The following is a 12381-nucleotide window of genomic DNA, read 5'->3' as shown; positions in this document are numbered from 1 at the left end:
AAGCAAGCAAAATAGTGGCGAACCAAAGAGACGAACTGGCGAAGGCCGCAAAGAACTATCACGCTGAGGCCGATGCATCCCCTGACTTTCCTCTAATCACCGGTGCTGGTTGGCTGCCGACACACCCCATAGAGCTAACCGAAAGCGATCCAGTTCCCCAGCTAGAGTTCGACATTCCGGATGTCGAAGGCATTCCGCTAGAGGGACTCACAGGGGGCTATGTTAATATTAAGCAGCAAATGCTCTCCGGTAACAAGCGCTTGAGCAACGGCCCAACCTTCCGCCTATCATCCATAAATCCGCTAGATGATGCACCCATCTTCACTTTTAGCCCTGGTCACTACTACAACTACATCAACACATGCGAAGCGTTAGCCGCCGAGTTAGCTGACGCTTGGAAAAACGGCTCGAACATCGGTCCAGGTGATCTTCCGTTGCGCGGTAACCCGCGCCGCATCTTTGATCTTCGGTGGCGCTCGGCATTTCCAGGCGTGAACTGCTTGCTTGTGCTCAAGGACTACTTCAACGACTACCTCAGTGACGAAACCCTCCGCGCCCGAGATGTCTTTTTGATGCATCAACGCGGACAGTCGACACTCGAGGCCCAGAATACTTGGCACGTCGTGCCCGCTGGTGGACATCAACCGGTCTCGGAAGACTTCGAATCCGATGTCGAACAATCGATCTGGTGGACCGCCGTGCGCGAGTTCATAGAGGAGCTTTTCGATAAGGAGGAAGCGGCAGGATTCCGAAAAATCGGGCAAGATTTCCTCTCTCTTCCTGAGGTCCGTCCCTTCGTGAAACAAATATTCAGAAAGCCTGGAGTGGCCAAGGTATTCTACCTTGGCACTGGCTATGATCCAGTGACGACAAAACCGGAGATATTGGTTTGTATTGTCGTCAACTGGCGAGCTGTCTCCTCAGCTCATTGGCGTGAAGTGACAGGTCAAAGCTTCAAAGGGCTGAAGATCGTCGGCAACTACGAAGGTGAGATCAAGTTTCGTGAGTTCACACGCGAGCGCCTCCTAACCGAAGCGGTCCGACCGCATGAAAAGGAATCGGTCCTACCGGCAGGTGCCGCTTGTCTTCTTCGGGCTGCCGACCCCGATATCTTCCCGTTGATCGCTGCGGCTTGCCCGAGTGAGAATATTGGCCATGGATAGGTCAGAGCTGATTTGTCACCTCTTGGTAGAGCTAGGGGTGGCCGTAAGCGATCACGTTGTTCACCACAGAAACCCCCAGACGGACTTTCAGGAAGCCGGGTGTGAAGGTGGCGATACGATTTTTTCCATCGACCGCCTTGTGGAACCTTTGATCGTGAACACGATCAAAGGTTGGCCGAATGAGTTGATGCCAATCGTGGTCGTGGCCGAGGGCATGGGAGATACCGGTGTGATTGTCATCGGCAACCCGGAAGAACGACCTCGTTATCGCCTGCTTCTCGATCCGATAGATGGAACGAGGGGGCTTATGTACGACAAGCGATCGGCTTGGTTCTTGGCTGCTGCCGCGCCGAACCATGGAGAAAACACAGGCCTTAGCGACAGCTTCGCCTCTGTGATGGTCGAGATTCCTAATTGCAAACAGTTCCTCGCCGATATCTGGATTGGCCGAAGGGAAGCGGCGACCACAGGCATCAGAAGAAACACGCTCTCAGATGAGCGGTATGACATCAAGTGCTCACCCAGCTCGAGCAAGACGCTACGGAACGGTTTTGCCCAAGTTTCAAACTTCTTCCCGGGAACGAAGTCCCTCGCCTCTGACCTCATGGAGGTCATTGCGGAGCGTTGCGGTCACCAAGCGATCAAAGGACAATCTCTAATCTTCGATGATCAGTACATTTCGACCGGAGGCCAGTTCGTCGAGTTGATGACTGGGCACGATCGATTTTGCTGTGATCTGCGGCCGATATTCTACGAAATCATTAAGCGCCGAACCGGAAAACATCCAGCCATTGGACTTCAATGCCATCCATATGACATTGCAGGCCTGCTAGCGGCTCGAAATTCTGGTGCCCTGATCACGGACGCCTGGGGAAACGAGCTAGATGCACCCTTCGACGTAAGCACGCCGATCCACTGGTGCGGATACGCGAATCTCGCGATCAAGACGTTGATTTTTCCAGTGATTCAAGAATGGATCGCTACCCAGCTGCCTAAATGAACAAAGCCGCTGAAAGCGACCCTTGCTATCAGCGGCTAGTTTGAAAACGGACACCAATCCTCGAAGGTTACGGGGTACTTTTCAACACCGGTAGGCGGTGACGCCATCGTCTGCTTCCCGGTAGGATCGGATGCGGGACCTCTTGGCCATGGTCGATCGGCCATTCATTCGTGATCATGATGATTCCTCCATTCTGTGTGCAGTTTGTGTGCAGGACGGCGGACCGATCCGCCATCCTGCTGGGTTGAACCTCAGGGTTAGCTGCGGGTCGTGCGGGTTACGGTCACCGTTTTCGGGCTACCGAAGAGCGGATAGGACTTGTAAGTCCGGCTTTCAGTGCGGGTCTTGGCCATTGGTCATGCCTCCTATTTATTGTACGGTCAGCCCCCGTTCAGGCTGAGATGGCGTATCCACCTCGGGAGATGTCTCCCAAGTTTAATATGAGGCCACTAAGAAAAAGAGGTCAGATCAATTGCGATCATGGCCTGCCGTCCAGACTCAACCCTTTGGAAAAAAATAATATTTTATAGAAACGCACCGTTCAATTGGCGCTAACCGTGCCCAAACTGTTAAAACCCGCCGAACTTCTGGCGCGACATTTCCGGCCTTTCCATGCCATAAAACCAGAGGTGGTCCCACTTTTTTGACCAGTCAGCAGCCAGTTTAAGATGGATCAGGGTTTCATTTAGGCTGCCAAACTCATTGGTTTTGTTTTTCTGTCATAGGCTTCATCCGGGGTCAATATTCCGTGGGTGGAATGCGGGCGCTCGGTGTTGTAGTAAGCCAACCATTTCCCGATCCCGGCGCGGGTCTGCGAACCCGTTTCAAATGCGTTGAGGTAAATGCATTCGTATTTCAAGGATCGCCAAAGCCGCTCGATCATCCGGTTATCGACCCAGCGACCTTTGCCATCCATCGAGATTTTCACGTCGGCTTCTTTCAGCGCCTGCGTCCATTCAAACCCGGTGAACTGGCTGCCCTGGTCGCTGTTCATGATATCGGGCTTGCCGTATTTGGCCATAGGGAACCTCTAAAAATCCCCCAAAATCCGGCCTGACGGGGTAGAATCGTCATCAGGATGAAAATGATTCGACCGACGGGGTTTTGTCATGGGTCAGATGGGATTTTTTGATCTTTCCAGCCGATACGCGGGACTGGACAAATCTGGTGATCCGCTGGTGTTGCTCAACGACATGGTGCCGTTCGAGGATTACCGGGACGAGCTGAAGGCCATATGGCGCACGCCGCCCGAACAGCGCAAATCCAACGCTGGCCGCCCGCCTTGGGATGAGGTGCTGATATTCAAGACGATGGTTTTGCAGCAGCTCTACAACCTCTCTGACGATCAGATCGAGTATCAGATCCGCGACCGCCTGTCGTTCATGCGGTTTCTCGGCCTTGGCATTGAAGACAGCGTACCTGACGCCAAGACCATCTGGGCCTACCGTGAAAGGCTGGCCGGGGCCGGGAAGATGAAGGAGCTGTTTGACAAGTTCGATGCCTTTCTGCGCGAAAAGGGCTATCTGGCGATGGGCGGGCAGATTGTTGATGCGAGCATCGTTCCGGCGCCGCGCCAGCACAACAAAAGGGACGAGAACGAGAAAATCAAGGCGGGCGAAACGCCTGAAGAGTGGGAGGAAAAACCCCACAAGAAGCGCCAGAAGGACGTGGATGCGCGCTGGACGAAGAAGCACGGCAAGAGCTATTACGGCTACAAGAACCACATCAATGTCGACCGGCGGCACAAATTCATCCGCGCTTATGATGTCACCGATGCCGCCGTGCATGACAGCCAGGCGCTTGCCGGTCTGATTGATGCGAGCAACACCTCATCGGACCTGTGGGCCGACAGCGCCTATCGCTCGCAAAAGATCGAAAGCGAGCTGGAAGAGCGGGGGCTTCACAGCCATATCCATCACAAGGGCAGGCGCGGCAAGCCGCTTGGCGAGCGCCAGCAAAAGGCCAACCGGAGGCGCTCGAAAGTGCGGGTCCGGGTCGAGCATGTATTCGCTTTTCAGGAGCGCTCCATGGGCGGCAAGCTGATCCGCTCCATCGGCCTGAAGCGGGCGCGATTTCGCATCGGGATGATGAACCTGGTCTACAACATGAAGCGCTTCGTCCAGTTCGAATGCGGCCTGGCGGCGCCGGGATAAGGGTTCATGGGGTGAGGTGTGCCTGAAATACCCAAAACCGGCTTGAAACCGGTGAAAATGGGTTTATGATCCGAAGCAATCAGGCGGGACAGGCGAAAAACCGTCCACCCCGCCGCGAAGAAGGCGAAAACGGGAATTTACAGAGGTTCCCCATAGCCTCTTTCAGGGCTTCAACGCAAAAATCTGCCTCCATGCTGTTTGACAATCTCCAGCTCAAAACCTTGCGGCTGTGCCAGTCCATGATCGCGACCAAATAGAGGAACCCGCGCTGCATCGGAATGTAGGTGATATCTACGCACCACACATGGTTTGGACGATCAATCGTCAGGTCTCGCAGCAGATACGGGTAGATCTTATGCTGCGGATGTTTCTTGCTCGTGTTGGGCGTCTGGTAGATCGGAACCAACCGCATCAGCCGCATCAAACGGCGGACCCTGTGGCGACCACACTTGTAACCTTGGCGCTGCATGTGCCGGGCCATTTGCCGTGATCCATACCACGGCGTCTGCAAGAATTGCTTGTCGATTATTGTCATGAACCGCAAATTTTCAGCACTTTCGCCTTTTGGCTGGTAATACAGGTTCGAGCGCGCCAGAGAAAGTAGCCCGCATTGTCGTCGCACACTCAGATCATGCTCACGGCTCACCATTTTTTGCCTCGCTTCCCGAGCAACTGTTGCGAGGCGTTGGCTAAAAAATCCCGTTCCACGACCAGCTGACCAATCTTGGAGTGCAGCTTCTCAATCTGGGCTTCATCAACCCGATCAGGATCACGGCCCCGTCTGGAAAATGCCGTGGCCATGTTTTCAATCGCTGCTCGTTTCCATGTGCCAATCTGGGTTGGATGCACACCATACTTCTTCGACAGCTCCGCCATCGTCATTTCCTCGCGGATTGCTTCAAGCGCAACGCGGGCTTTGAATTCGGGAGAATGGTTCTTTCGTTTCGTCATTTTGAATCGTCTTTCTCATAAGTCGATCCACCTTAACAACTGGTCCGAATTTCCGCGACCACCTCTACCCATACGCTCGCAGAGACCTGCCAACCGCCCCCCTGCCTTGGGTCCTCCGTGGCCCTGTGTGTATGCGGGGGGGCTTGGCGCGATAGTTCTCTAGCGGCAAAGGATTTTTTCGGGTCCGCACTTTGGGTCCGCGGGTCCGCACCCTTGAACAACCCCTGCCTCCCCCCTCGGGCCTGACGAAAGTCGGGCCTTTTTTTCGGGTGCGGTCCAGGAACAGGAAATCGCAAATGCCCATGAAGATCAAAATGACGCCGGTGGCGCAGTTGGTGCCCTATGCGGCGAACGCGCGGACGCATTCGGAGCAGCAGATTGCCCAGATCGCGGCCTCGATCACCGAGTTCGGCTTCACCAACCCGATCCTGACCGGTTCCGACAATATCATCATCGCGGGCCACGGCCGCCTGCTGGCCGCACAAAAGCTCGGGATCGACAAGGTGCCGGTGATTGTGCTGGAGCATCTGGACGAGGCGCAGCGCCGCGCGCTGGTGATTGCCGACAACAAGCTGGCGGAAAACGCCGGCTGGGACGAGGAATTGTTGCGCGTGGAATTGGCGGCGCTGGATGATCTGGATTTCGATCTGGACCTGATGGGGTTTACGGACGAGGAGCTGGAAAACTTGCTGGGTGATCCGGAACTGGCGCTGGGCGAAGCCGAGGGCGAGGATGACATTCCCGAGCCACCCGAGGATCCGGTCAGCCGACCGGGCGATCTCTGGCTGCTTGGCAATCACCGTCTGCTTTGCGGTGACGCGACGGTGGCCACCGACGTCGAGCGGGTGCTGGGTAGCGTGAAGCCGCTGTTGATGGTCACAGATCCGCCCTACGGGGTCGAATACGATCCGGGCTGGCGAAACCAAACGGGTGCGACCAATACCAAACGCACCGGCAAGGTGCTGAATGATGACCGTGCGGATTGGCGCGAGGCATGGGATTTTTTCCCGGGCGACGTGGCCTATGTCTGGCACGGGGCACTGCACGCGGCCACGGTGGCCGAGAGCCTAGAGGCGGCGGGGTTCAATGTCCGCTCGCAAATCATCTGGGCCAAGGACCGGCTGGTGCTGAGCCGTGGCGATTACCACTGGCAGCACGAACCCTGCTGGTATGCAGTGAAAAAGACCGGCAAGGGTCATTGGGCGGGGGATCGCAAGCAAACCACGCTCTGGCAGATCGCCAACAAGGGTAGTGTCGCGAGTTTGGTGGAAATTCGAGGACGGCGTAATCTCCGGGTGCATCGAAGCCACCCAACCGGCGGCTGGAACCGCCAAGGAGATCACGCCATGACAAAGAATACAGCAACATCGACATCCGCGCTACTGGCCAATGAAGCAGGCTATGACCCGATTGAAGACCGGCTGCGCCAGAACATCCGCGCGACGATCGAGGCGGTTTTCGAAGAGGAGCTGGAGCAGTTTCTGGGCCGTTGCCGGTATGGCCGCAGCGGCGGGGCAAAGGCCGGATACCGCCACGGGCATCGCGAGCGGCAACTGGTCGGAACATTTGGAACCGAAACGGTGCGCGTGCCGCGTGCGCGGATCACAGGCGAGGCCGGCAAGGCCAGAGAATGGCGCTCGAAGGCATTGCCCCGCTACCAGCGGCTGACGAAGAAGGCCGAGGCGCTGATCGCTGCTGTCTACCTTTCGGGCACCAACACACGGCGGGTAAAACGCGCCCTGTTCGGCCTGTTTCAGGGGGCGGTCAGCAAGGATGTGGTGAGCCGCGCCTGGCGCAAGGTGAAGGTGGACTGGCAGGCGTGGTGCGCCCGCAGCCTTGCGGATGAAGACATCGTGCGGCTGATCCTGGACGGCACCGTGATCAAAACGCGGATTGACAGGAAGGCCACCAATATCTCGGTTCTGGCCGCGATTGGCGTGCGCCGGGATGGGCAGAAGGTCTTGTTATCACTGATGAACATGGGCGGCGAAAGCACCTCCGCCTGGCGTCAGTTCATCAACGATCTGGATGCGCGCGGGTTGAAACGGCCCGAATTTGTCATCGTGGACGGGGCACCGGGACTTGAGGTCGCTCTCATTGCCCTCTGGGGTGAAGATCTGCCGATCCAGAGGTGCACGGTGCACAAGCACCGCAACCTTCTGGCCAAGGCACCCAAGCGTATGCATGATGAGTTGACAGAAGATTACCGCGACATGATCTACGCCAAAACACCCGAGGAAATCGCCACCCGCCGCAAGGCATTTCTGCGAAAATGGCGGCTGAAATGCAAGGCCGTCGCTGACAGCTTGGAAGAAGCAGGAGATAAGCTTTTCACCTTCACGCGTCTGCCACAAGGCCAGTGGAAATCGGCCAGAACGACAAATGCGATCGAACGCCTGAACGAGGAATTCCGCCGCCGCATCAAGACCCAGACCGTGCTGCCATGCGCCGAGACCGTGCCGATGCTGCTTTGGGCTCTGATGGCCTCGGGGCAGATCGTCATGCGAAAGGTCGATGGCTGGGAAACGCTCGCTCAGCCCGTCGCCGACGCAACCCTTGACCAAGCCGCCTGACCGGCGCATAACTCAACCCGCTCGGAGGTGCCTGAAATCAATTTCCACCACTTTCGAGACACAACCCTCGGGGTGGTTCAATGTGATTATCAGGACCGCCCGCAATACTTGAAAGGAACAACATGTCTGTCAAACTGAATGCACTCCTTTTGGCGGCCCTTTACACGGCGATTATTGGCGTGGGCATGTATGTCTCGCTCCACTGGGCGGGGTATGCCTATGGCGATCCGTACTTTGTGCGTGTCCTGTCCTGGGTCGAACTGGTTCTTCTGGCGCTGGCGGTTTTCTGGATCAGGGCGTTTTACAACTGGCCCGAGGTCGGAATGGGGAAAATTGCAGACGCAAGAGAGCTTTTGTGGCTGCTGCCGCCCGGGGTGATTATTGTCTGGGGCTGGATCGTTCTTCTGTCACATATCCAGTTGCCGGGTGAACGGCTCGGGGTGTTTGCGCTGGTCGGACTGACCACGCTTCTGGTCGGTATTTCCGAAGAACTTGTCTATCGCGGCGTGGTGCTACGCGGGTTCCTGAAAAACGGCTCTGTCTGGGTGGCAATGCTGGTGAGCGCGGTGACCTTTTCCCTGCTGCATTCGGTCAATTATTTTGGCGGGGTGAACGGTGCGGGTGTTGTTGCGCAGCTGAAATTCACCTTCCTGGTCGGCTTGGTCTATGCGCCGATCGCCATCCGCCTTGGGGCGATCTGGCCGCTGATGGTGCTGCATTGGCTGTGGGATTTCCTGCTCATCGGCGGCTTGACCAGCCTCAGCGGCCCCCCTGCCGAGATAGCCAACCTGCTGCGCCCGCTGATAATCGCTGAAGCCGCCATCCTCTGGTTTTCTATCTGGATATTTCCACCAGCGTCGCTACGCCACCGAGAAAGGCGAGATGAAAGCCACAAGCACCAGCCCTGACGGGCAGATCAGCGAGTTGTTCGCGAGTTTGGCCCAACTGGCCCGAGCGTGTATATTTGGGCCTTTAAGGGAACAATTATAGCGTTTCGACTTAATATTGGATCATGCCCTGCCAGTGAACGCCATTGCTGCGCAATCACTGCCTCACTGGCAGGGTATGACAAGTGTTTCAACGAAAAGCCGAAACGCTTTAAGCAAGGCGGTAAGGGTAAGAAGGGTCATGCCTAGCTGAGTGACAATAAATTGTCATAAGGCTATGAAAAGGCATGAAGAATAGATACGCACACGGTTCCCGCGTTTCAGAGAAGAAAATCCGCGAGATTGTTCGGTATTTTGCCGCTGATCTGACGGCCACCCAGGCTACCCAGCTCTCGGGTCTCAACCGCAATACCGTCAATCGGTTTTACCGCGCTTTGCGCGAGCGTATCCTTTTGGCCTGCGAGGCACAGCGTCCGATGTTCGGCATCATAGAAGTGGACGAAAGCTTCTTTGGCGCGCGACGTGTGAAAGGCAAGCGCGGACGCGGGGCTTATGGGAAGACGACCGTGTTTGGCGTCTTCGAGCGTGACGGAAAGGTCTACACCGAGATCGTACCGGACTGCTCAAAGCCAACCCTGCAAGGGATTATCCGCGGTCGGGTTGATCCGGCATCCGTGATCAACACAGACGGCTGGCGCGGCTATAACGGTTTGGTGGATTTGGGATACGGGCACTTCCGTGTCGACCATTCCAAGGATGAATTCGCGCGTGGCCGCGTGCACATCAACGGCATCGAAGGCTTCTGGGGATTGGCCAAACTACGCCTTGCCAAGTTCAAGGGCCTTCCCAAACACACCTTCCATTTGCATCTCAAGGAAACAGAATGGCGCTATAATCATCGCAACTTGAACAAGTACAAGATACTGCTAAGCTACCTCAGAGAAAACCCGCTCAGCTAGGCATGACCCAAAGGAAAGATCAATACTTGGAATTTGCCGCGCAGATTTCAGAACTTTCCAGTCAATTGGCGAGCCAGGATGAAGTGATCAACGGGTGGGAGACTTTCAATAGGGCCCAACAGATTTACGAGCAAAAAATCGAACCAAGTTTGCGAGCCCTAAAACGAGAGCTTGACGGCAATAGCATAGCAACCGCGTGGGAAGGGGCGTACAGAGCTATTACAGTTTCTGTGCCATCTGCTGGCGCACTGGCATATTTTACCGATCTGGGCCAACCTGCCCTGCTCGGGGCAGGGGCCGCACTTGCTGCAGCAGATATTGGGGTTAGAGGGTATCTGGCTGGTCGAAAATCGCGCGGGGGAAACCCTTATTCATATCTACATGATGTCAATGCAAACTTCGGGCTTCCTGATTTTACAGAGGCTTAATCTGGCTTTCCGTCCTCGATGCACTGGCGATAGATATCGCGCACGATCTCGACTTCCTCGGCCGAGCCGGGGGCGAGGACGACGCGGTCGGTCTGCAGGCTCTTGTGTTCACCTCGCGCCAGCTCGGCTTTCCTCTCGCCATTCTCGCCGATCAGGACGCGGCGCAGCCCAAATCCGGCCGGGCCGCCCTGGCGGTAGCCCAGCTCGATCAGGCGGCACTGCCCAGCAAAGACCTTGACCGACAGTTCTCGGCTGTATTCGCCCGCCATCGCCCGTTTCACGCCTTTGACGATGGTGGCGACGGGGCTGCCGTCATTCTCGAACTGCTCGGCGCAATACTGGACCTGAATGTCGGCGCGTCGGCAGATGTATTCGTAATAGGCGGATTCATCCGCATCCTGAAACCGGCCCCAGCGGCTGATGTCATAAACCAGAATGACCTCGAAATCCGCCGCGCCGGTTTCGACATCCTCGATGATGCGCTGGAGCGCGTCGCGCCCCTTGATGCTAAGCCCGCTCTTGCCCGCGTCAGCATAGGTGCGCACGATCTTCATACCGTGGGTGCTGGCATAGGCACGAATCGCTTCGCCCTGGTTCTCGGTGGAATATTTTTGATGCTCGGTCGACATGCGCACATATTCGGCCGCCCGGATCACGGGACGCATGTCTTCTTCCGATCCACATAATTCCTTTGCCGCTGTCAAAATTGATCCTTTCCAAAACCCTGGTGTCGTCAGGCCAGAGTACCGGAAGGCGCGGCTTGATTCGTCCGGATCGTAGGAAACGGGAGGGCAAGAGTCCATCCATTATGTAGGAAAATTATTAAATAATGTGGGAACCTCTAAAAATCCCCCAAAATCCGGCCTGACGGGGTAGAATCGTCATCAGGATGAAAATGATTCGACCGACGGGGTTTTGTCATGGGTCAGATGGGATTTTTTGATCTTTCCAGCCGATACGCGGGACTGGACAAATCTGGTGATCCGCTGGTGTTGCTCAACGACATGGTGCCGTTCGAGGATTACCGGGACGAGCTGAAGGCCATATGGCGCACGCCGCCCGAACAGCGCAAATCCAACGCTGGCCGCCCGCCTTGGGATGAGGTGCTGATATTCAAGACGATGGTTTTGCAGCAGCTCTACAACCTCTCTGACGATCAGATCGAGTATCAGATCCGCGACCGCCTGTCGTTCATGCGGTTTCTCGGCCTTGGCATTGAAGACAGCGTACCTGACGCCAAGACCATCTGGGCCTACCGTGAAAGGCTGGCCGGGGCCGGGAAGATGAAGGAGCTGTTTGACAAGTTCGATGCCTTTCTGCGCGAAAAGGGCTATCTGGCGATGGGCGGGCAGATTGTTGATGCGAGCATCGTTCCGGCGCCGCGCCAGCACAACAAAAGGGACGAGAACGAGAAAATCAAGGCGGGCGAAACGCCTGAAGAGTGGGAGGAAAAACCCCACAAGAAGCGCCAGAAGGACGTGGATGCGCGCTGGACGAAGAAGCACGGCAAGAGCTATTACGGCTACAAGAACCACATCAATGTCGACCGGCGGCACAAATTCATCCGCGCTTATGATGTCACCGATGCCGCCGTGCATGACAGCCAGGCGCTTGCCGGTCTGATTGATGCGAGCAACACCTCATCGGACCTGTGGGCCGACAGCGCCTATCGCTCGCAAAAGATCGAAAGCGAGCTGGAAGAGCGGGGGCTTCACAGCCATATCCATCACAAGGGCAGGCGCGGCAAGCCGCTTGGCGAGCGCCAGCAAAAGGCCAACCGGAGGCGCTCGAAAGTGCGGGTCCGGGTCGAGCATGTATTCGCTTTTCAGGAGCGCTCCATGGGCGGCAAGCTGATCCGCTCCATCGGCCTGAAGCGGGCGCGATTTCGCATCGGGATGATGAACCTGGTCTACAACATGAAGCGCTTCGTCCAGTTCGAATGCGGCCTGGCGGCGCCGGGATAAGGGTTCATGGGGTGAGGTGTGCCTGAAATACCCAAAACCGGCTTGAAACCGGTGAAAATGGGTTTATGATCCGAAGCAATCAGGCGGGACAGGCGAAAAACCGTCCACCCCGCCGCGAAGAAGGCGAAAACGGGAATTTACAGAGGTTCCCATGTGAGTATAGTGGGATTGCACCTTTATTTTTCAATTACTTACCCACAGGTTGCTCCTGGGCAATAGTGGGGGTAATCTGGTCGAAAAAGTGAATAATGTAGGAAGTCGGGGTTGTGTCTCGAAAGTGGTGGAAATTGATTTCAGGCACCT

Annotated in this window: 8 protein-coding genes and 4 pseudogenes; 9 read left to right on the top strand and 3 right to left on the bottom strand. The window is 56.3% G+C overall.

The window, feature by feature from the left end:
• The first annotated feature begins 14 nt into the window (after positions 1–14).
• On the top strand, positions 15–1163 hold the full coding sequence (locus ACQY4M_RS17875; protein WP_428546942.1) for a hypothetical protein: 1149 nt from the start codon (positions 15–17) through the stop codon (positions 1161–1163).
• Positions 1164–1200: 37 nt separating this feature from the next.
• Positions 1201–2163 (top strand): hypothetical protein, encoded by a 963-nt coding sequence (locus tag ACQY4M_RS17870; protein ID WP_428546939.1) that lies wholly within the window; start codon positions 1201–1203, stop codon positions 2161–2163.
• 685 nt (positions 2164–2848) lie between these two features.
• Here the strand turns inward: ACQY4M_RS17870 and ACQY4M_RS17865 are convergent.
• Positions 2849–3184, bottom strand: a pseudogene (locus ACQY4M_RS17865) (transposase); the annotation flags it as partial.
• Positions 3185–3272: 88 nt separating this feature from the next.
• Here ACQY4M_RS17865 and ACQY4M_RS17860 point away from each other — a divergent pair.
• Complete coding sequence (locus ACQY4M_RS17860; RefSeq protein ID WP_428539227.1) at positions 3273–4316, top strand: IS5 family transposase; 1044 nt, start codon at positions 3273–3275, stop codon at positions 4314–4316.
• A gap of 151 nt (positions 4317–4467) precedes the next feature.
• Here ACQY4M_RS17860 and ACQY4M_RS17855 read toward each other — a convergent pair.
• A pseudogene (locus ACQY4M_RS17855) lies at positions 4468–5267 on the bottom strand (IS3 family transposase); the annotation flags it as partial.
• 296 nt (positions 5268–5563) lie between these two features.
• Here ACQY4M_RS17855 and ACQY4M_RS17850 point away from each other — a divergent pair.
• From ACQY4M_RS17850 to ACQY4M_RS17830, 5 genes and pseudogenes are all read left to right on the top strand, one after another.
• Positions 5564–6535 (top strand): annotated as a pseudogene (locus ACQY4M_RS17850) (ParB N-terminal domain-containing protein); the annotation flags it as partial.
• Between the two features lie 78 nt (positions 6536–6613).
• Positions 6614–7840 carry an IS256 family transposase gene (locus ACQY4M_RS17845; RefSeq protein WP_428539582.1) on the top strand — a complete coding sequence of 409 codons (1227 nt, stop codon included), beginning with the start codon at positions 6614–6616 and terminating at the stop codon, positions 7838–7840.
• Positions 7841–7962: 122 nt separating this feature from the next.
• On the top strand, positions 7963–8748 hold the full coding sequence (locus ACQY4M_RS17840; protein WP_428540766.1) for a lysostaphin resistance A-like protein: 786 nt from the start codon (positions 7963–7965) through the stop codon (positions 8746–8748).
• A gap of 266 nt (positions 8749–9014) precedes the next feature.
• On the top strand, positions 9015–9686 hold the full coding sequence (locus tag ACQY4M_RS17835) for an IS1595 family transposase (protein ID WP_428539759.1): 672 nt from the start codon (positions 9015–9017) through the stop codon (positions 9684–9686).
• 26 nt (positions 9687–9712) lie between these two features.
• Positions 9713–10114: a hypothetical protein gene (locus ACQY4M_RS17830; RefSeq protein ID WP_428540769.1), complete on the top strand. Its 402-nt coding sequence runs from the start codon at positions 9713–9715 to the stop codon at positions 10112–10114.
• Here the strand turns inward: ACQY4M_RS17830 and ACQY4M_RS17825 are convergent.
• Positions 10114–10779: pseudogene (locus tag ACQY4M_RS17825) on the bottom strand (recombinase family protein); the annotation flags it as partial. The gene ACQY4M_RS17830 and the pseudogene ACQY4M_RS17825 overlap by 1 nt on opposite strands.
• 255 nt (positions 10780–11034) lie before the next feature.
• On the opposite strand from ACQY4M_RS17825, the gene ACQY4M_RS17820 reads away from it, so the two are divergent.
• A complete protein-coding gene (locus ACQY4M_RS17820) occupies positions 11035–12078 on the top strand; it encodes an IS5 family transposase (protein WP_428539227.1) in 1044 nt (347 codons plus the stop codon).
• Positions 12079–12381: the final 303 nt, after the last annotated feature.

Origin of the sequence: Profundibacter sp. (assembly GCF_965277155.1) — a bacterium.
Lineage (GTDB): Bacteria > Pseudomonadota > Alphaproteobacteria > Rhodobacterales > Rhodobacteraceae > Profundibacter.
This window is presented reverse-complemented; position numbering and strand designations above follow the sequence as displayed.

Bases quoted from the DNA above. Each gene is read 5' to 3' on its own strand.
- ACQY4M_RS17820 (WP_428539227.1), top strand. From the start codon at position 11,035: ATGGGTCAGATGGGATTTTTTGATCTTTCCAGCCGATACGCGGGACTG.
- ACQY4M_RS17840 (WP_428540766.1), top strand. From the start codon at position 7,963: ATGTCTGTCAAACTGAATGCACTCCTTTTGGCGGCCCTTTACACGGCG.
- ACQY4M_RS17860 (WP_428539227.1), top strand. From the start codon at position 3,273: ATGGGTCAGATGGGATTTTTTGATCTTTCCAGCCGATACGCGGGACTG.
- ACQY4M_RS17835 (WP_428539759.1), top strand. From the start codon at position 9,015: ATGAAGAATAGATACGCACACGGTTCCCGCGTTTCAGAGAAGAAAATC.
- ACQY4M_RS17845 (WP_428539582.1), top strand. From the start codon at position 6,614: ATGACAAAGAATACAGCAACATCGACATCCGCGCTACTGGCCAATGAA.